The organism is Litorivita sp. NS0012-18 (assembly GCF_040371945.1).
Lineage (GTDB): Bacteria > Pseudomonadota > Alphaproteobacteria > Rhodobacterales > Rhodobacteraceae > Litorivita.
Genome location: NZ_BAABWS010000002.1, coordinates 693072 through 712122 on the forward strand (window position 1 = coordinate 693072; position 19051 = coordinate 712122).

The window sequence follows — 19051 nt, forward strand, 5'->3', positions numbered from 1 at the left end:
AGGGGCGATGCGCGGCGCGCCTATAGCTCAAGCGCCTCAAGGCGGCGATACATCGCGCCAATGCCTGTCGCGTCGATATTGGCAAATGCGATGCGCAGTTGCTGCGCGCCGCTTGGATCGGTTTCGGGCATGAACATCGTGCCCGGAAGCATCAAAAGACCCGCCTCGCGCACCAGCCGAGGCGCAAGGATGTTTGACGCAATATCAAAAGGATGCGCGACATAGGCGAAATAGGCCCCCGCGCCCAAAAGCCGCCAGCCGCGCGCGGCCAAAGGCGCAAATCCTGACTCGATCGCCCCGCGGCGGGCCAGTATTTCCTCGCGCTCGCCCGCCAGCCAGTCTCCGAGGTGGCGCATCCCCCAAAGCGCCGCACGCTGGCCCAACTGATTGGCGCAGATCGTGACCGTGTCGAGGAACTTCTCCACCTGCGCCAATTGCGCAGGGGCGGCGACCATCGCGCCGACACGGTGGCCGGTGAGACGATAGGCCTTGGAAAAGGAATAGAGCTGGATCACCACATCGGCCCAATCGGGATCGGCAAACAGATCATGGGGCGCGCCGCTTCGGGAATGAAAATCGCGGTAGGTTTCATCGATGATCAGCTTCACCCCGCGCCTGCGCGCCAGATCGGCGAATTGCGCGATCACATCCGGCGCATATTCCACCCCGCATGGATTGTTCGGCGTCACCAGAACAATCGCCCGCGTGCGCGGGGTAATCAACGCCTCGGCCTCGCCCGCATCGGGGATCATCCCTTGCCCCGTCGGCAAGGGCACGGCCCGCACGGACGACATGTCCAGCCACATTTTGTGATTGAAATACCAAGGGGTTGGGAGGATAACTTCATCCCCTACGCCGCATAGGGATGCGATTGTCGCGGCAAAGGCCTGATTGCAGCCGGAGGTGATCGCCACATGATCCGCCGTCACCGCGCCGCCGTAGGTCCGGCTCACCGACGCGGCCACTTCATCGCGCAGTTCGGGCAGGCCCAAGACCGGCCCGTAAAGATGCGCCGCGTCGTCATGCAAGGCCGCTTCGGCAATCGCTGCGCGCAGATCGGGGTGGGGCGGTTCGACGGGGGCGGCTTGGCTCACGTTGATCAGCGGGCGCTGCGCGCCAAACGACACCCCTTCCAACCAGCGCCGCGCTTCCATCACCGGGGGCGCAAAGGTGGCGGAGGTGCTGCTATGCGTCATCGGCGAGGCTCCTGCGAAGGGCGGTTCGAACAACTTTATGCCTTCGGCGAGGATATTTGTCGAACCAGCAAGGGCAACGGGGCGCCGCTTTGCAGGTTCTGAAAATATCCCCGCCGGAGGCTCCGGCGGTAGCAAGTCGCGCGGCGTTCAGTCTTTGCCGCGGTAGGGTTCGACATATTGCAGCGCCATATCCCATGGAAAGAAGATCCACGTGTCCTGGCTGACTTCGGTGATGAATGTATCGACCTGCGGTCGGCCCGAGGGTTTGGCATAGACCGTTGCGAAATGGGCGTTGGGGTAGAGTTTGCGCACCAGTTCGAGGGTTTTGCCACTGTCGACCAGATCATCGACGACCAAAATACCGGTGCCGTCGCCCATCATCTGCGCATCGGGGGATTTGAGAACCTTGGCCTCAGAGCGGTCTTGGTGGTCGTAGGATTTCACCGAGATCGTATCGACGGTGCGAATGTCGAGCTCGCGCGCGACGATCATCGCGGGGGCCATGCCGCCGCGCGTGATGGCGACCACCGCCTTCCATGCGCCGTCCGCGGGGCCGTGCCCGTCAAGGCGCCACGCCAGCGCGCGGCTGTCGCGGTGGATTTGATCCCAGCTGACGTGAAAACCTTTTTCGTGGGGCAGGCGGGTGTCGGTCATCTGTTGGTCCTTTCGGGCAGCGCTCAGATCAAGGCGATTTTGGCGGCGAGAGCGGCGAGCAAGCCGCCAAACAGCCGGTCGATCACGGTTTTCATAGTGATATAGCCGCGGCGGGTGCGCTCAAACGAGAAAATCCGCGCCACGATCAGGTTCCAGCCGCAATCATTGACGAAAATAATTCCCAAGATCACGGCAATTGCCCAAAGCGGCGCATCGGGCGGCACGAAGCCGACAAACACAGCGCCAAAGAAAATTGCAGGTTTCGGATTGGCCAGTTGCGTTGCAATCCCGAGCCAGACAAGGCCGCCCGCCGAACGCGTTTTGGGCGCATCGGGCAACTCCGTCTCCATCGCCTCGGGAGCGTGGCGCCACATCTTATAGGCCAGATAGAGCAGATACCCCGCCCCGCCGAATTTCAGCGCCGTCAGCAAGGCAGGGGCGATGCGAAACACCACGGCCAGCCCGAAGAGCGCCGCCATGGCCCAAACGCAAGCGCCAATCCCGATACCGACCGCAAGCCATGCCGCGCGCCCGAACCCGTCGCGCAGCGCCGTGCGGGCCGCCAGCAAAACCGCCGGCCCTGGCGACATTGCCGCCATCAGATGCACGAAATAGATCGCAACAAAAGCGGCGAGCGTCATGGCATCAGTCTTTCCGCCCTGTGACCACGTCGATATCGGGTGCATCCACCGCTTTCATCCCGACCACATGATAACCCGCATCCACATGCAGGTTCTCGCCGGTCACGCCCGATCCCAGATCGGACAAAAGATAGAGCGCCGATTTGCCCACCTCGTCTTGCGTCACATTGCGACGCAGCGGCGAGTTGAGCTCGTTCCATTTCAGGATGTAGCGAAAATCGCCGATCCCCGACGCGGCCAGCGTTTTGATCGGACCGGCAGAAATCGCATTGACGCGAATACCGTCTTTGCCCAGATCCTCGGCCAGATATTTCACCGACGCCTCAAGCGCCGCCTTGGCCACGCCCATGACGTTATAATGCGGCATCACCTGTTCGGCGCCGTAATAGGTCAGCGTCAGCATCGATCCGCCGTCATTCATCAGCTTTTCGGCGCGCTGCGCCACGGCGGTGAAGCTGTAGCAGGAGATATCCATCGTCATCAGGAAGTTGTCGCGGCTGGTGTCGACATAACGGCCGCGCAATTCGCCTTTGTCGGAAAAGCCGATGGCATGGACGAGAAAATCGATCTTGCCCCATTCCTTCTCGATCTGCGCAAAGGCCGCATCGACGGAGGCCATGTCCGAGACATCGCAATCGAACAGCTGTGTCACACCGATGGTTTCGGCCAAGGGGGCCACGCGTTTTTTGAACGCCTCGCCCATATAGGTGAAGGCCAGCTCGGCGCCTGCATCGGCGAGCGCCTGTGCAATGCCCCATGCAATCGATTTGTCATTGGCAAGACCCATGATGATCCCGCGTTTACCTGCCATTAGTTGATTTGGCATTGTGTCCCTTCCACCCAATTTGCAACGTGCTCCTCCGTTTAGGCGATCAGGGCTGGCGCATCAAGTCTGGCTGGTGGCATAAGGACGGGGCTTGAGGATTGTTCCCCTCGGGTTGGGCCTCGCACGTCTGCGTGAGGGGGCGCATGTAACGATATTTCTCTTGGGCCGTGGATCAAAGGGCAAGTATCTGTTCTTAAGTGATATCTCTCTTGCCGAGCTGGCAGAATGCGCGGATTGCCCTTGTTCTTAAGGTTTGGGCGACCCGACGTTTCTATTGAAACGCATGGTGCTTCCTCCTACCTCGCGCTCAAAGCGTATGACGCACGCATGTATTGGAATGTATATGACCGACCGCACAGGTATCTTTGCCGGAGACGATCCTTTTGAAATCGCGCGCCGGTGGCTGGCCGAGGCCGAGCCTGAGGAAGTGAATGATCCCAATGCCGTTGCCCTTGCCACGGTCGATGCCAGCGGCATGCCAAACGCGCGTATGGTGCTTCTCAAAGAGATCGAAGACGACGCCTTTGTCTTCTACACCAACTACGGCAGCGCCAAGGGGCGCGAAGTCGAAGCGACGCAAAAAGCGGCCTTTGTGATGCATTGGAAAAGCCTGCGCCGCCAAATCCGCGTGCGCGGCCATGTCAGCCGCGAAGAGGGGGAGCAGGCCGATGCCTATTTCGCCTCCCGCTCGCTCAAGAGCCGCCTCGGGGCATGGGCCTCGGATCAAAGCCAACCGCTCGAGAGCCGCGCCAACCTTATGGCGAAGGTTGCAAAGGTCACCGTGCAGCAGGGCAGCGCCCCGAACCGACCATCCTTTTGGGGAGGTTTCCGAATCGCCCCCGTTGAGATTGAATTCTGGGCAGATGGCGCGTTCAGGCTGCACGACCGTTTCGTGTGGCGCCGCGAAGCACTCGCGGATAGGTGGAAAATCACCCGCCTAAACCCCTGAATTTCACGTTACGCGAAATGCAAGGCGTTGTTTTTCGAGGATTTTCGTCTTGTATTTTGTGTGTTTTTGGGGGCTAGTGGAACAGCCTGTAGAGTTAGAACCGGTGGGTAGCGAACAGTGACAGAACTAAATGACAGCACCCGCAAAGTGGACGGTCAGGTGAAATGGTTTGATCCCGTAAAGGGATTTGGGTTTGTAATCGCCGATGAAGGCGGGCCAGATATTTTGCTTCATGCAAATGTGCTTCGGAACTTCGGACAAAGCTCCGTTGCCGATGGCGCCCGTATTGCGATTATCGCGCAAGATACCGAGCGCGGTGTTCAAGCCGTCGAGGTGTTGCGCATTGATCCGCCAGAGGGGATCGAAGGCGGAAGCCTTGCCGATTTCGACGATATTGATCCCGAAGTGATCCGGAATGCACCGCTGGAACCTGCGCGTGTGAAATGGTTCGGCAAGGCCAAAGGTTTCGGCTTTGCCAATGTGTTTGGCCGCGATGAGGATGTCTTCGTCCATATCGAGGTTTTGCGCCGCTCGGGCCTTGCCGATCTGCAACCTGGCGAAGCATTGGCCATTCGGGTGATCGACGGCAAACGTGGCCGTATGGCCGCCGAGGTTTGCGCATGGGAAGCAGCCTTAAAGAAGGCCGAGGACTGATCGAATGGGGCGGCGGCGCGCGGCGATAGGGGCGATGATACCACATCTCTTCGCCCTGCGCCGCCGCCGCTTCGACTTTCGCGCATCGGTCTTGCCGCCGGTGAAGTTCCTTTCAATTCTCGTGCTCGTTTCTGGCATGTTGATCACGGCACTGCCCGCGGCCAGCTTGGCCCGCGCGCCCGAGAGTTGCCGCAATGATACGGTCTATTTGCGCGGCCCCTTCGGCACCGCGCGCTTTACCGTAGAACTTGCCGCGACCGAGGCCGAACGCGCCCGCGGATTGATGATGCGCGAGAGCCTGCCCAAAAGCGCGGGCATGCTTTTTGTCTATCCGCGCGACACCCACGCGACCTTCTGGATGAAGAACACGCTGATCGCGCTCGATATGATCTTTCTAGATGCGCGCGGCGTGGTGAAGAGCGTGCATTCCAATGCGATCCCCCACGATCTCACCCCGATTGACGGCGGCCGCGGTATCCGCGCGGTGCTTGAAATCAATGGCGGAATGGCGCAAATCTTGGGGATCGAAGCCGGTGCGCAGATGCGCCACCCGTCTTTTGCGGCAGGGCAGGCAATTTGGCCCTGCAAAAACGTCGATTGAGGCTTTTCAAATCGGTAGCAACACTCTAGACGGTGCCTCATGGATCGGGGCGTAGCGCAGCCTGGTAGCGCACCTGTTTTGGGTACAGGGGGTCGTAAGTTCGAATCTTACCGTCCCGACCATAAATCTCCCACTGGTATCACGGGCCTTGCGCGTTTGATCAAAACGGCACGCCGCCGCTTTTGAGGATCAGCTTGCGCATCTTGGCGTCGGTCGCGGCGCTGGGTTGGGCGATCCTGATTTTGCCACCGCCGCGCTGCGGCACCACGGCATAGGCTTGTTGGTGCAGCTCATAGGCGCCGCCGCCCTTGGGATAGAGCCGGAACGAGATCAGCAGCGTCGGCAAATCCTCGATGACGCCATCATATTGCAAGATCAGCGCGGCGGTCGCATCGGGCGGCAGGTAGCTTTGGCAATCGAGCCAGTTCTTGCTGCGCCGGATCAGCTTTTCTGCCGGATCGCTGCAGGCCCTGCCGACCGCCGTCATCAGCAGCGCAGGATAGGCTGCATAGCGCGCCCGCACCGTAGGCATGCCCGTGGCATCAACGAATGCCGCCGTGGGTTTCGCGTCTATATGTTGTGATGAACTGCTCGGCTCCACACAAGCCGTGGCAAGGGGCAGGGCGAGCAGAGAAAAGAATCGCAAAAGACGCATGGGCAGGGAGATTTTCCATATCAGGCCCGTATCCGGACCGAGTGAGCAAAAAAAATGCACCCATCATCGCGGGCGTGTCGTGCGGCGCGGCGCCAGCCTGAGCACAACTTCACGCATTTGGTTAAACGTGCCGCATAAGCCCGCCCGATACAACAGGATTTCGCCACCCAAGGTTGCGCGGCGCGATGTGGATAAAGCGGGGGGTAATGCAGGGGATGAATCACCTGCGTCCAAATCGACGATCAGCCAATGATCGCGTCAATGGGGTTTTTTGGCCGAACGTGGTAAAAAATCCGTTGACCCTCTATGCTGATATACGTCAGATTGTGGAAGCTGACTGGCGGACCACAAGATATAGTGGCGGCGCAGATCGGACTGGGACAGGGACTTCGCACACATCCGGCACTAGCTGGCTGCAATCAGGCTCCATATTGCAATGGGGCCCGACCGGAAAGCCTTTGCCTACAGTCTTCCACAGACAGCAGCAATGCGAGGGGCGCAGGGGATGCGCGTGCTTTGCGGGGAACGGGAATTGCTGAAGATGAGGCGGCACATATAATGAAGATTGAAAGAAAATTCACCAAAGCCGGAACCGATGCCTATGCCGGTCTGGATTTCGTCAAAACGGTATCTGAAATCCGCAATCCGGACGGTTCGGTCGTCTTCAAACTCGACGGTGTCGAGGTGCCTTCGACGTGGAGCCAAGTCGCCTCTGATGTGATTGCCCAGAAGTATTTCCGCAAAGCCGGCGTGCCCAGCCGTTTGCGCAAGGTCAAAGAGAGCGGCGTTCCGGAATTCCTGTGGCGCTCCGAACCCGACGCCGGCGCCGAAATGGGCGGCGAGATTTCCTCCAAACAAGTCTTTGACCGCCTTGCTGGGGCATGGACCTATTGGGGATGGAAGGGTGGCTATTTCACCACCGAAGAAGACGCGAAAGCCTATTTCGACGAAATGCGCTTTATGCTCGCGACACAGCGCGCCGCGCCCAATTCGCCGCAATGGTTCAACACCGGCCTGCACTGGGCCTACGGCATAGACGGTCCGGCACAAGGCCACTACTACGTTGATTTCGAAAGCAAAAAGCTGACCAAATCGAAATCCTCCTATGAGCATCCGCAGCCGCATGCCTGCTTTATCCAATCGGTCTCCGATGACCTTGTTGGCGATGGCGGCATTATGGATCTTTGGGTGCGCGAGGCGCGCCTGTTCAAATACGGATCGGGCACCGGCACCAACTTCTCGTCCTTGCGCGCCGATGGCGAGAGCCTGTCGGGCGGCGGCAAATCTTCGGGGCTGATGGGCTTTTTGAAAATCGGTGACCGCGCGGCGGGCGCGATCAAATCGGGCGGCACCACGCGCCGCGCCGCGAAAATGGTGATCGTCGATGCGGACCACCCCGATATTCAGGAATATATCAACTGGAAGGTCAAAGAAGAGCAAAAGGTCGCCTCGATCGTTGCCGGATCGAAGATGCACGAGCAAAAGCTCAACCTGATCTTTGACGCGATCAAAGCATGGGACGGATCGACCGAAGACAGCGTCGACCCCAAGAAAAACCCGCAGCTCAAAGACGCCATTCGCGGCGCGAAAAAGGTCTGCATCCCAGAGACTTACGTCAAGCGCGTGCTCGATTACGCCAAGCAAGGCTATGGCTCGATCGAATTCCCGACCTATGACACCGATTGGGACAGCGAAGCCTATGCCTCGGTCTCGGGTCAAAACTCCAACAACTCGGTCCGCGTCACCGATGCCTTCCTCAAGGCCGTCAAGGACGATGGCGATTGGGAATTGATCCGCCGCACCGACGGGTCGGTCGCCAAAACCATCAAGGCGCGCGATCTGTGGGAAGACATCGGCCATGCCGCATGGGCCTGCGCCGATCCGGGCATCCAGTATCACGACACCGTCAACGCATGGCACACATGCCCCGCAGATGGCGAAATTCGCGGCTCGAACCCTTGTTCGGAATATATGTTCCTCGATGACACGGCCTGTAACCTTGCCTCGATGAACCTGCTGACCTTCCTCAAGGATGGCGAATTCCAAGCCGAAGATTACATGCACGCCACCCGCCTGTGGACCGTGACCTTGGAAATCTCGGTTCTGATGGCGCAGTTCCCCTCCAAGGAAATCGCGCAGCGCTCCTATGACTTCCGCACGCTGGGTCTGGGCTATGCCAATATCGGCGGCCTCTTGATGAACATGGGCTATAGCTATGACAGCGACGAGGGCCGCGCGCTTTGCGGTGCCTTGACCGCGATCATGACGGGCGTCTCCTATGCCACATCCGCCGAAATGGCGGGCGAATTGGGCGCTTTCCCGAAATACTCCAAGAACGCCAAGCACATGCTGCGCGTCATCCGCAACCACCGCAACGCCGCTTACGGCGCGACCGACGGCTATGAAAACCTCGAGATCAAGCCTGTTGCGCTGGATCACGCCAATTGCCCCGATGCGCGACTGGTCGATCTGGCGATGTCCGCATGGGACGAGGCGCTGGAACTGGGCACAGAGCACGGATACCGCAATGCGCAGGTTTCGGTGATCGCCCCCACGGGCACCATCGGTTTGGTCATGGATTGCGACACCACGGGCATCGAGCCGGATTTCGCTCTCGTGAAATTCAAAAAGCTCGCGGGCGGCGGATATTTCAAGATCATCAACCAATCGGTGCCTGCGGCCCTTGAAAAACAAGGCTATGGCTCGGCGCAGATCGAAGAGATCATCTCTTACGCGGTGGGTCACGGATCGCTCGGCAATGCGCCGGGGATCAACCATACCTCGCTGATCGGCCACGGGTTTGGCTCCAACGAGATCGAAAAGATCGAAGCGGCGCTGGCCACGGCCTTTGATATCCGCTTTGTCTTCAACCAATGGACCCTTGGCGCGGAATTCTGCACCAATGTTCTGGGCATCCCCGAAGCCAAGCTCAACGATGCGGGCTTTGATTTGCTGGCCCATCTCGGATTTACCAAATCCGACGTGGACGCGGCCAATGACCATGTCTGCGGCACCATGACCCTTGAAGGCGCGCCGCATCTGAAGCCCGAACACTACGGTATCTTTGATTGCGCCAATCCGTGCGGGAAAAAAGGCACGCGCTATTTGTCGGTCAACAGCCACATCACCATGATGGCCGCCGCGCAATCCTTTATCTCGGGCGCGATTTCCAAGACCATCAACATGGCCAATGACGCCACCATCGAGGATTGCCAAAAAGCCTATGAGCTCAGCTGGTCCTTGGGCATCAAGGCCAATGCGCTCTACCGCGATGGCTCGAAGTTGAGCCAGCCTTTGGCCGCCGCCCTCGTCGAGGATGACGACGAAGCGCTCGAAGTGCTCGAAAGTGGATCCATTCAGGAAAAAGCCGCTGTTCTGGCCGAGAAGATCGTCGAGAAAGTCATCGTCAAGGAAGTGGCGCGTGGCCGTGAGAAATTGCCCGAGCGCCGCAAGGGCTATACGCAAAAGGCGGTTGTCGGCGGGCACAAGGTGTATTTGCGCACCGGCGAATATGAAGGCGGCCAATTGGGCGAGATCTTCATCGACATGCACAAGGAAGGCGCGGGCTTCCGTGCGATGATGAACAACTTTGCCATCGCGGTGTCGGTCGGTCTGCAATACGGCGTGCCGCTGGAGGAATTCGTCGATGCCTTCACCTTCACCAAATTCGAGCCTGCGGGCATGGTGCAAGGCAATGACAGCATCAAGAACGCCACTTCGATCCTTGATTACATCTTCCGCGAACTGGCGGTCTCCTATCTCGATCGCACCGATCTGGCGCATGTCAAACCCTCTGGCGCGTCCTTTGACGATCTGGGCCGCGGCGAGGAAGAGGGCGTGAGCAACGTCAAAGAGATGAGCGAAACCGCCGCGAACCGCTCGCTTGAAGTGCTCAAGCAAATCTCCTCGACCGGCTATCTGCGCAAACGTTTGCCGCAAGAATTGGTAGTGCTTCAGGGCGGCCAACATATGGGGGCCACTGCTTTGGACGGGGCCGTCGATCCGGTCGCAGCCCTCAACAGTCTGGTGCCCGAAACCGGCGCCATGTCGGGCGTCGTGGCAACCATGGGCGCCACGACGGCGGTGTCGAGCGGCACGGTGGCCTCGTCCAGCGGGCAGATGGATGCGCGCACCAAGGCAAAGATGCAAGGTTATGAGGGCGAGGCCTGCGGCGATTGCGGCAACTACACCCTCGTGCGCAACGGCACTTGCATGAAATGTAATACCTGCGGAGGGACCTCTGGTTGCTCTTAAGGGTTCATGGGGCGGGTGCGCTCGCCCCTGACGACGTTCAGGCCGCAGGCAAAAAACATTCCGAGCGGTAACAACGATTGAGCCTGAACGGCGAAACTGGGGGGCCTTTTGGCCCCCCATTTTTATTTGGGCGCTGCGCATCGGCCGCATCGGGTGCATCGGGCGCGCGGCGTTAGTCTTGCTCGGCAAAAAGCGCCGTCACAGGCGCATCGGGCGCCAGATCAAGCGCGCGGCGCAGCGCCGAGCGCCCCCGCGCCAGCCGCGACATCACCGTGTTTTTGGGCAGGCCAAGCTGCGCCGCCAGCGCCGCAGGGCTGCTTTCGCCCGCAGCGATCAGGCGCAAGACCTCGGCCTGTTCAGGCGGCAGGCGCTCCATCGCGGCGCGCACCTCGGCGCAGGCAAGGCTGCGAAAGGCCTCTGGCGGGCAGGGGATCATATCGGGGCTGATGGGCGCGCTGTCACCGTCGGTGCGGCGCTGGTCGGGGCGCAGGGCGCGCCCGTGGCTGCGCAGCCCGTTGCGCAGGGCAGAGCGCGCATAGGGGCCAAGATCGCCGATCTCGGCGCCCTGGCTGATCCGCGCCCAAAGCCGCAAAGCCGTCTCTTGGCACAGGTCCTGCGCCTGATCCGGTGAGGCGCTCAGCCGCCGCGCCAACCGCTCCAGATCGGGCATCAACGCGGTCAGCTCTGCGGGCAGGTTGCGCACCGTCGGGCAGGCTTCTTTATAGGGGGGTGTTGCGGGGTGTTTGTGTTTTGTCGGTTTCGAAATCACTGCTGTCATCTCTCGGCCCTCCTGTCATGCCGTATAGGCAAACAGATGCGCCAAAGGATGCGCGTTGAGAAGATGGGGCCTTTCCGCCGATCCCGCCAAACCCTCGAAAACAGGCGGTTTTAGGCGGCAAGTTGCCCATTGCGGCGCGCCGGATCGGCGAGGCTTCGCGGGTTTGAAAATTCTACGATCCATGCGGGACGCAAATCCGATTTGCCGCGTCCTGCAAGGGTGAAGGCGGCCATAACGGCGCCTTGGTCCGCCGCATGAGGCGCGCGGGCATATGTGAAATGACGATGAGGATTTTGATATGAAAAACCTGATGGAAACCACCCGCATGGCAACCCTCGCTCTGGCCGCGATGGGCGCGCTGGCTTTGCCCTCTTTGGCACAGGCGCAAGACGCCTCCGAGATCGACGCCAATGGCGACGGCGTGATGACCCTTGATGAGGTCCAAGCGGTGTTTGAAGAGGTGACCGCCGACAGCTTCTCGGCCGCTGACGAGAACAAGGACGGCGCCTTGGATGATGCCGAAATGGTTGCCGCGCAAGAGGCCGGCATTTTGCCCGCGCCGATGGCGGATTGATCCAAGCCATCTGAAGACCCTTCATCATCCCCTGATGTCATCGGGGTCTTCGAAAAGGGCCTCGCGCATGTCTGCGCGGGGCTTTTTGCATTTTTAAACAGGAATTTGCGCGGCGAAATTAATCCGTTCTGCGCGCCGCCATCACCCATAGGGCCGCAAGCCCAAAGGCGATCACCGCGTTCCAGCTGGCCATCGACAGGCCGAACATCTCCCATGGCACCTCGTCGCAGCGGATCAGCGGTGCAGCCATGATTTCATCGAAAAGCTCGCTCGCGGTTTTGCCCGCCGCGCCCGAGGATGTGCAGGTGGACGGCCCCTCCCACCACGCGCGCTCGACGCCGGTGTGGTACACCCCGATCACGCCCGTCGCCAGCGCCGCCAAAGCGCCCAAAGCTGGCAAGAACCGGCCCGATATTATCAGGCCCAGACCTCCGATCACAATCGCCGCCACATGCGGATAACGCTGCCAATAGCACAGCTTACACGGCGGCATCTGCCCGATATATTGAAACCCCAAGGCCCCGATCATCAGCGCGGCCGATCCCGCAGCAGCAAGGAATATCAATTGGTTGCGGCGTAAAGCTAACATCGGATGCTCCTGTGGATCGTGGCCGGTCAGAGGAATTTGAGCGCGTAAAATCCGCCAAAGAAGCAGATCAAGAACAAGGTGAACATCAGCCCCAATCGCTTCTCGATAAACTCGCGCACCGGCGCGCCGTATTTATACAAAAGCGCCGCGACGATAAAGAACCGCAACCCGCGCGCCAGAACCGACGTTGCCATAAACGTGGCAAAGGGCATAGCCGTCCAGCCTGACATGATCGTGATGACCTTATAGGGGAAGGGTGTGACCCCCGCGGCCAACACGGCCCAGAAGCCAAAGTCGTTAAAGCGGGTGTTGAAGGCCTCCATCGCGTCGGCCTTGCCCATGGCGGCAAGGATCGGTTGTCCGATGGTCTCATAGGCAAAGGCCCCGATGGCATAGCCCAGAACGCCGCCCGCCACAGAGGCCAAAAGCGCCACACCGGCGATTTTCCACGCCCGATGGGGTGCGGCCAAGATCATCGGGATCATCAAAACATCGGGCGGGATCGGGAAAACCGAGCTTTCCACAAAAGCCACCAAGGCCAGCACCCAGATCGCGCGCGGGTGATCAGCCATGGCGAGGGTCCAATCGTAAAGCCGTTTGATCATGGTAAAGCTGCCTTTGCGCGAGTGTTTATCCGCCACCTTAGCGCATAGGCAGAGGGCGAAGGTCAAGGGGCGGCGGGCCTGATTTCGGCGCTTGCACTTCGGGCGGCGCGTGGATGGGCGCGGATGATGAGGCACGCAGCGTAGCGTAAATTGCGCAAGCGCGGCGAAACGGCTTGCGGCAAATGGTGTGCTCTGTACATTAACTGCGGCTTTGGAAGCCGCACAGGCGTAGGGTATGGTCGGGGGAGACGGCAGGACATGACGGTATTGATCGCGGGCGCGGGGATCGGCGGATTGGTTTTGGGCCATTCGCTTTATCAATTGGGCATAGCGTTCCAGATTTTCGAAGCGGTACCTGCGCTGCGCCCGATGGGAGTGGGGATCAATTTGCAACCCCACGCCGTGCGCGAGATTTACGAATTGGGCCTCGAAGCCGAGATCGACGCCATGGGCTTGCGCACCGAAGAGGTCGGCTATTACAGCGCGCAGGGCGGCGAGATCTGGCGCGAGCCGCGCGGCATGTTGGCGGGCTACAACTGGCCGCAATATTCGATCCACCGCGGCAAGTTGCAAATGATGCTCTATGATACGCTGATCAAACGCGCGGGGGCGCAGGCCGTGGTGATGGGCGCCGCCCTCCACGATTGGCGCGAGACGGCCGGAGGGATCGAGATCGATCTGATCGACCGCGAAACCAACGCGTCCAAAGGCACCGCGCAGGGCAGCCTTCTTGTCGCCGCCGACGGGATCAATTCGGTCGCCCGCGCCAAGCTCTATCCCGATGAGGGCGCGGCGCATTGGGGCGGGGTGATGATGTGGCGCGGGATCACCCGCGCGCCGAGTTATGCCACCGGCCGCACCATGGCGATGATCGGACGGCGGGCGGCGAAATTTGTCTGCTACCCGATCGAGGATTACGGGGATGGCACCTGTTTGATCAACTGGATCGCCGACCGCCAGATGCCAGCGGATTACAATTGGCGCGAGCAGGATTGGAACCGCGGCGGATCGCTGGATGATTTCATCGGTGATTTCGAGGGGATGGATTTCGATTGGCTGAACGTGCCCGAAATCATCCGCGAGGCCAAAGGCGTGTGGGAATATCCGATGGTGGACCGCAATCCTTTGCCGCGCTGGACGCACGGGCGGATGACGCTTTTGGGCGATGCGGCCCATGCGATGTATCCGATCGGATCGAACGGCGCGAGCCAAGCGGTGCTGGACGGGCGCGTTCTGGCGCGCGAGTTGCGTGATCTGGGGCAGGGACCTGCGGCCTTGGCGCGTTATGACGATCTGCGCCGCGAGACGGTGAATGCTCTGGTTCTGGCCAATCGCGGGGACGGGCCCGATAAGGTGCTTGATATCGTCGCCGAAAAGGCCCCGCAGGGGTTCGATACCGTCACGGATGTGATGAGCCAAGCCGAATTGGAAGAGGTCGCCGGAGCCTATAAAAAGATGGCGGGTATGGATATCGAGGGGTTGAATGCCCGTGGTTCCTTGGTGCCGCTTTAGGATTTGCAAAAATTTAAGGCGGGAAACTTCACTTTTGCGCATTTTTGCTCTTTTCGCCGCGCACGGGGCGCGTTAAACCCCCCGCAGGCTGCCCAAGTGGCGGAATGGTAGACGCAGGGGATTCAAAATCCCCCGCCGCGAGGCGTGCCGGTTCGAGTCCGGCCTTGGGTACCAGCAGCCCCTTTTTTGGTCCTTTTGGATCTGGTCTGCGCTTTGCAGGCCCTGCCGCCCGAATGGCGGCGAAATCGCGTAAGCATTGAGGCGGCCAGTTTCGGTCTTGCGGCATCCCAATGCCGAGGCGCGGATCAAAAACAATCAGGTTTTCGCATATTTCGCCGCTCTGCGCCGGTATTTGGCGCTGTGGTCAACGCGTCCGCCGAAGCGCGCTATCGCTCGGTCGATGGCCTGCATTTAGGTAAAATGATTCGTTAAATTGTGGCGCGATATTCCACGGTTTTCGGCAAATCCTGTGGATAACTCGGCTTTGGTTCCGATCTGGAAATACTGGATGCCTTATGCTTAACCAATTGTGAAATTTCCGCGGCCTTCGGTCAAATTGCATCGGTGTTTCCCAATGAGAAACAGTCCCGCGGCGTGTTGAGGGCCGCGCCAAGCCTCTCGAATGGCTGGAGCGCCTTGTTTACAGGGCAATATCCGCAATGTGACAGGTCCATGAACTCGAAACAAAGTGACCCGACTATGGGGCGGCTTTGCTGACTTTGGGTAAGGTTCGGGTAGGGAAGATGAAGGCAGCGCTCACCATTGGAGGATTTTCCCCTTTGAGTGGGCATAGGCGCCAGATACAACAAGGGTGCCCAACTGGGGGGCGATGTCTGAGGCCACGGGGGCGGCTGCACTTAATGATCCATGCGCTGCTGCATGGGGATCGAAGTGTGCGTCCGCTATGTCTTGCCGTTTCGGCGAGGTGGACCACATAACAATTTGCGGAAGACGTGGGCTGCGGTGCCGTGCGTCCTCTTGAGAATTGTCACGCGCCTTAAAGGTGCCTGCTTCTTTCCCCAAATACGGCGCGAATGCGTGATCATCGTGCGGTCGTCCGGCTGCAGCATCGCGCCTTGGCTAGGTTTGTTTGTATTGCCCCGAAAGGGGATCCGAGACGCGGTTTGCGAGCTTGGGAATGGAGAGAGAGCAATGACTTTTTGGTGGCTTTGGCACGATCACGACTATCATCATCACCACGGTGGTAGCGATCCGGTGGACACGTCCGACAATGATTTCGACGCACCGAATGCGGAAAATCTGATCGGGCTGTGGGATTTTTCGGGCGGCGCTGAAAAGCTCGACACCGGTCTGGCCGATGGCATTGCCCAAAATGGCGAGCTTTACTGCGGTGCGAGCATCCAGAACGGCGCGCTGCGCCTTGATGGCCACGACGACCGTTTCGACGTGCGCGGCGAAGACGCCCCCTTCGATTTGAATGCCGGCACGATCATGGTCGAGTTTACCCAAAGCTCCCATGTCGGAACCAGCCCCGATACGCTGGTCAACCGCGGCGAATGGTGTGACCGCAGCACCGAAGGCTATTTCAACATTCAGGTGACCCAATCGGGCGCCGTCGAAGTGATGCATTATGCAAATGGCAAAGAGGTGTTGCTCTCCACCGCTGACCATTTCTTTGCTGCTGGCGACGACGTGCGCGTGGCCTATTCGTGGGACGAAACCACCGGCGGCACCTTTGTCGTCGAAAATGTCACCGACGGCACAACCTTCAGCCAAGACTTCGCGACCACCGGTCTCGATATGGCCATTGGCGACAATGACGACGAGAATTTCACCTTCGGCGCGCGCGAATATGACGACGGCCAATACGACCACTATTTCAAAGGTGACATCAACTATGTCGCGATCTTTGACAAAGATGTGGTCAACGGTGGCGACGGTATCGTCGAAGGCACAGATGGCGATGACCTGATCGACGTGGCCTATACGGGCGATCCCGATGGCGACATGATCGACAACAACGATGCGCTTTTGCCGGGTGAAGCGCCGCAAGACGATATCGTCACCGCAGGCGACGGCAATGACACCGTTCTGGCCGGCGAAGGCGACGATGAGGTCTATGCAGGCGGCGGCGACGATTCCGTTTCGGGTGGCGCAGGCGATGATGTGATCTATGGCGACAGCTCTTTGACCGGTTCGACCGGCGGCGCGGGCGCTTCGGTCCGCGAAAGCTTTGAATGGGATCTGGCACCCGACACGGGCTATCATGCCTCCGGCCCGATCGATAACGGCGATGCCCTGAGCGGTTTCACCCAAAACACCGGCAGTGTCGATGTCACCTTCTCGGTGATCGGCAGCAATTACAGCCCCGAGACCACCTTCTCGACCGACCAGCAAAAGGTCCATTCGATCGACACCGGCTCCGAAACCATCGACGGCAATTCGTCGCTCAGCTCGGAATTGGATCACAAGAACGAATGCATCGATTACCAATTGGCCTTCTCGGCTCCGGTGAGCGATATTTCCTTCCGCGTCAATGACATCGACTTCGACAGTGAAGTGGTCATCAAAGCCTACGACGCAGCGGGCAACTTGCTGGATGTGAACATCACCGGCGGCTCCGGCGTGACCTTGACCGACGAAGACGGCGCGGGCGGCAATGAGACCGCCAACAGCAACGGCGGCTCGGGCGCGGATACCGATCCGGCGCATTCGATCCTTGTGAACATCGCGGGGCCTGTGGCCAATCTGGTGATCACCCATACCCAAACCGGCTATGATGACAGCGGCATCAACATCACCGATGTGTTCTTTGACGCGCCTGTCGCGGGCGAGGGCGACGATTGCAACGCAGGCAATGATACGCTCGACGGCGGCGACGGCGATGATGCGCTTTACGGCGAAGCGGGCGACGATCTGCTCATCGGCGGCGCGGGCAACGACACGCTCGTCGGCGATGGCGATATCGTCTCTGGCCCTGTCGGCTCGGTCGATGCGAAAATCCTCGATTGGAACAGCGTCGGCAGCATCAGCAACGGCACCGTGATCGACGCTGGCGGCGTGAACGTCACTGTCGGCTTTAACGCCCAAGACCACGGCGCAACCATCAGCCCCAATTCCGACGCGCAATATGTTGCGGCGGGCGAGCCGATGACCGGCAACGGCGGCATGGCGCTTTACGGGGCAGGCGGCGAAGGCGGCATCGACAACACCTCGATCACCACGCTGACCTTTAACTCCGCCGATCCGCTCTATGCCGACGGCGCGAGCGATGTCACCTTCCGTCTCAATGACGTGGATGTGGGCAGCTACTCCGACCCCCATATCGATATCGTCTCCGTGCGCGCCTATGACGCCGCCGGAAATGCCGTTGATGTGACCCTGACCCCCTCGGGCGGTCAAAGCGTGTCGGGCAATACCGTGACCGCCCAAGATGGCGGCACCATCAACCCAACCGACGCCATCGGCTCGGTCCTCGTGCAAATCGCTGGCCCCGTGGCCCGTGTCGAGATCGACTACGACAACGGCGAAGACACCGACCAACAAATCTGGGTCACCGATGTGGCCTTCAACACCATCGCAGCGGGCGACGATTGCATCGCCGAGCCTGGCGATGATGTGCTGGTCGGCGGCGAAGGCGATGACGTGATCATCGGCAACGAAGGCGACGATTCGATCCTTGGCGGCGAAGGCGCCGACACCATGTCAGGCAACGACGACGCCGATACATTCTACGGCGGCACCGCGGGCGATGTGGTCGACGGCGGCACCGGCGGCAACGACAACGATACGCTCGATCTGTCGGATAGCGGCCCTCTGCGCGTGATCAACGAAACCGTTGATGCAGATGGCGATTCCACCTCGGGCACCGTCGAATTCCTCGACAGCGACGGCAATGTCACCGGCACGATGACCTTCACCGAGATCGAAAACCTGATCTTGCCGGAAAACCAAGGCCCCGTCGCAAATGACGATACCGCGACAACCGAAGAAGACACGCCCGTCATCATCGATGTTATGGCCAATGACACCGACATCGAAGGCGACGCCTTCAACGTCATCGAAGCAACCTCGCCCAACGGCGATGTGATCATCAATCCCGATGGCACGATCACCTTCACACCGGACGAAAACTTCAACGGCGAAGCGACCATCACCTATACCATCGACGACGGTATGGGGAACACGGACACCGCAGAGGTCACCGTGACGGTAAATCCCGTCAACGACGATCCGGTGGCCAATGACGATGTGGCCTCGACCGAGGAAGACACGCCGGTCACCATCGATGTGCTTGGCAATGACACCGACGTGGATGGCGACCCGCTCACCGTCACCGAGGCGACATCGCCCGACGGCGATGTGACCATCAACCCCGATGGCACGATCACCTTTGAACCCGCGCCTGATTTCACCGGCGAGGCGACGATCACCTATACGGTCGACGACGGTCAAGGCGGCACGGATACGGCGCAAGTCACTGTAAACGTTGGCGAAGTCAATGACCCGCCGGTCGCGGAAGATGACGCGGCCACCACCGATGAGGACACACCTGTCACCATCGACGTGCTTGGCAATGACACCGATGCGGACGGCGATGAC

The 19051-nt window shown here is 59.9% G+C and carries 17 protein-coding genes and 2 tRNA genes; 10 read left to right on the forward strand and 9 right to left on the reverse strand.

The window, feature by feature from the left end:
- Positions 1-20: 20 nt before the first annotated feature.
- From ABWV64_RS12955 to fabI, 4 genes are all read right to left on the reverse strand, one after another.
- Complete coding sequence (locus ABWV64_RS12955; protein WP_353345867.1) at positions 21-1196, reverse strand: aminotransferase; 1176 nt, start codon at positions 1194-1196, stop codon at positions 21-23.
- Positions 1197-1343: 147 nt separating this feature from the next.
- Positions 1344-1850, reverse strand: coding sequence for a xanthine phosphoribosyltransferase (gene gpt, locus ABWV64_RS12960; RefSeq protein ID WP_353345869.1), 507 nt, complete (start codon positions 1848-1850; stop codon positions 1344-1346).
- Between the two features lie 23 nt (positions 1851-1873).
- Positions 1874-2491 (reverse strand): LysE family translocator, encoded by a 618-nt coding sequence (locus tag ABWV64_RS12965; RefSeq protein ID WP_353345871.1) that lies wholly within the window; start codon positions 2489-2491, stop codon positions 1874-1876.
- 4 nt (positions 2492-2495) lie between these two features.
- Complete coding sequence (fabI, locus tag ABWV64_RS12970; RefSeq protein WP_353345873.1) at positions 2496-3317, reverse strand: enoyl-ACP reductase FabI; 822 nt, start codon at positions 3315-3317, stop codon at positions 2496-2498.
- A gap of 343 nt (positions 3318-3660) precedes the next feature.
- Between fabI and pdxH the strand changes: the two genes are divergently transcribed.
- From pdxH to ABWV64_RS12990, 4 genes are all read left to right on the forward strand, one after another.
- Entirely contained in the window at positions 3661-4266 is a 606-nt protein-coding gene (pdxH, locus tag ABWV64_RS12975; protein ID WP_353345875.1) for a pyridoxamine 5'-phosphate oxidase, read from the forward strand.
- A 117-nt stretch (positions 4267-4383) separates the two neighbouring features.
- Positions 4384-4920: a cold-shock protein gene (locus ABWV64_RS12980; protein ID WP_353345877.1), complete on the forward strand. Its 537-nt coding sequence runs from the start codon at positions 4384-4386 to the stop codon at positions 4918-4920.
- Positions 4921-5056: 136 nt separating this feature from the next.
- Positions 5057-5521, forward strand: a complete 465-nt coding sequence (locus tag ABWV64_RS12985; protein ID WP_353345963.1) for a DUF192 domain-containing protein — start codon at positions 5057-5059, stop codon at positions 5519-5521.
- A 45-nt stretch (positions 5522-5566) separates the two neighbouring features.
- Positions 5567-5643, forward strand: a tRNA-Pro gene (locus ABWV64_RS12990).
- 38 nt (positions 5644-5681) lie between these two features.
- On the opposite strand, the gene ABWV64_RS12995 is transcribed toward ABWV64_RS12990, so the two are convergent.
- Positions 5682-6053 carry a hypothetical protein gene (locus ABWV64_RS12995; RefSeq protein ID WP_353345879.1) on the reverse strand — a complete coding sequence of 124 codons (372 nt, stop codon included), beginning with the start codon at positions 6051-6053 and terminating at the stop codon, positions 5682-5684.
- Between the two features lie 681 nt (positions 6054-6734).
- Between ABWV64_RS12995 and ABWV64_RS13000 the strand changes: the two genes are divergently transcribed.
- On the forward strand, positions 6735-10430 hold the full coding sequence (locus ABWV64_RS13000) for a vitamin B12-dependent ribonucleotide reductase (RefSeq protein WP_353345881.1): 3696 nt from the start codon (positions 6735-6737) through the stop codon (positions 10428-10430).
- Between the two features lie 172 nt (positions 10431-10602).
- Here the strand turns inward: ABWV64_RS13000 and ABWV64_RS13005 are convergent, their stop codons facing one another.
- Entirely contained in the window at positions 10603-11208 is a 606-nt protein-coding gene (locus ABWV64_RS13005; protein ID WP_353345883.1) for an RNA polymerase sigma factor, read from the reverse strand.
- Between the two features lie 110 nt (positions 11209-11318).
- Positions 11319-11441, reverse strand: coding sequence for a hypothetical protein (locus ABWV64_RS13010; RefSeq protein WP_353345885.1), 123 nt, complete (start codon positions 11439-11441; stop codon positions 11319-11321).
- A 65-nt stretch (positions 11442-11506) separates the two neighbouring features.
- Here ABWV64_RS13010 and ABWV64_RS13015 point away from each other — a divergent pair, with 65 nt between their 5' ends.
- On the forward strand, positions 11507-11782 hold the full coding sequence (locus ABWV64_RS13015) for an EF-hand domain-containing protein (protein WP_353345887.1): 276 nt from the start codon (positions 11507-11509) through the stop codon (positions 11780-11782).
- Between the two features lie 118 nt (positions 11783-11900).
- Here ABWV64_RS13015 and ABWV64_RS13020 read toward each other — a convergent pair whose 3' ends face one another.
- The gene (locus ABWV64_RS13020) at positions 11901-12371 is read right to left on the reverse strand and encodes a disulfide bond formation protein B (RefSeq protein WP_353345889.1); all 471 of its coding nucleotides are present in this window, start codon (positions 12369-12371) and stop codon (positions 11901-11903) included.
- Between the two features lie 26 nt (positions 12372-12397).
- Positions 12398-12976, reverse strand: coding sequence for a YqaA family protein (locus tag ABWV64_RS13025; RefSeq protein ID WP_353345965.1), 579 nt, complete (start codon positions 12974-12976; stop codon positions 12398-12400).
- A gap of 258 nt (positions 12977-13234) precedes the next feature.
- Here ABWV64_RS13025 and ABWV64_RS13030 point away from each other — a divergent pair, with 258 nt between their 5' ends.
- The 4 genes from ABWV64_RS13030 to ABWV64_RS13045 form a co-directional block, all read left to right on the forward strand.
- The gene (locus tag ABWV64_RS13030) at positions 13235-14488 is read left to right on the forward strand and encodes a flavin-dependent oxidoreductase (RefSeq protein ID WP_353345891.1); all 1254 of its coding nucleotides are present in this window, start codon (positions 13235-13237) and stop codon (positions 14486-14488) included.
- A 90-nt stretch (positions 14489-14578) separates the two neighbouring features.
- A tRNA-Leu gene (locus ABWV64_RS13035) sits at positions 14579-14662 on the forward strand.
- A 12-nt stretch (positions 14663-14674) separates the two neighbouring features.
- Positions 14675-14920, forward strand: a complete 246-nt coding sequence (locus ABWV64_RS13040; RefSeq protein ID WP_353345893.1) for a hypothetical protein — start codon at positions 14675-14677, stop codon at positions 14918-14920.
- A gap of 720 nt (positions 14921-15640) precedes the next feature.
- The coding region (locus tag ABWV64_RS13045; RefSeq protein WP_353345895.1) for an Ig-like domain-containing protein at positions 15641-19051 on the forward strand (3411 nt) is incomplete at its 3' end.

Excerpts from the sequence above, each read along its gene's own strand:
- ABWV64_RS13015 (WP_353345887.1), top strand. The coding sequence starts at position 11,507 with ATGAAAAACCTGATGGAAACCACCCGCATGGCAACCCTCGCTCTGGCC.
- ABWV64_RS12965 (WP_353345871.1), bottom strand. The coding sequence starts at position 2,491 with ATGACGCTCGCCGCTTTTGTTGCGATCTATTTCGTGCATCTGATGGCG.
- fabI (WP_353345873.1), bottom strand. The coding sequence starts at position 3,317 with ATGCCAAATCAACTAATGGCAGGTAAACGCGGGATCATCATGGGTCTT.
- ABWV64_RS13025 (WP_353345965.1), bottom strand. The coding sequence starts at position 12,976 with ATGATCAAACGGCTTTACGATTGGACCCTCGCCATGGCTGATCACCCG.
- ABWV64_RS12995 (WP_353345879.1), bottom strand. The coding sequence starts at position 6,053 with ATGCCTACGGTGCGGGCGCGCTATGCAGCCTATCCTGCGCTGCTGATG.
- ABWV64_RS13005 (WP_353345883.1), bottom strand. The coding sequence starts at position 11,208 with ATGACAGCAGTGATTTCGAAACCGACAAAACACAAACACCCCGCAACA.
- ABWV64_RS13030 (WP_353345891.1), top strand. The coding sequence starts at position 13,235 with ATGACGGTATTGATCGCGGGCGCGGGGATCGGCGGATTGGTTTTGGGC.
- pdxH (WP_353345875.1), top strand. The coding sequence starts at position 3,661 with ATGACCGACCGCACAGGTATCTTTGCCGGAGACGATCCTTTTGAAATC.
- ABWV64_RS13010 (WP_353345885.1), bottom strand. The coding sequence starts at position 11,441 with ATGGCCGCCTTCACCCTTGCAGGACGCGGCAAATCGGATTTGCGTCCC.
- ABWV64_RS12955 (WP_353345867.1), bottom strand. The coding sequence starts at position 1,196 with ATGACGCATAGCAGCACCTCCGCCACCTTTGCGCCCCCGGTGATGGAA.
- ABWV64_RS13000 (WP_353345881.1), top strand. The coding sequence starts at position 6,735 with ATGAAGATTGAAAGAAAATTCACCAAAGCCGGAACCGATGCCTATGCC.
- ABWV64_RS13020 (WP_353345889.1), bottom strand. The coding sequence starts at position 12,371 with ATGTTAGCTTTACGCCGCAACCAATTGATATTCCTTGCTGCTGCGGGA.
- gpt (WP_353345869.1), bottom strand. The coding sequence starts at position 1,850 with ATGACCGACACCCGCCTGCCCCACGAAAAAGGTTTTCACGTCAGCTGG.
- ABWV64_RS12985 (WP_353345963.1), top strand. The coding sequence starts at position 5,057 with ATGTTGATCACGGCACTGCCCGCGGCCAGCTTGGCCCGCGCGCCCGAG.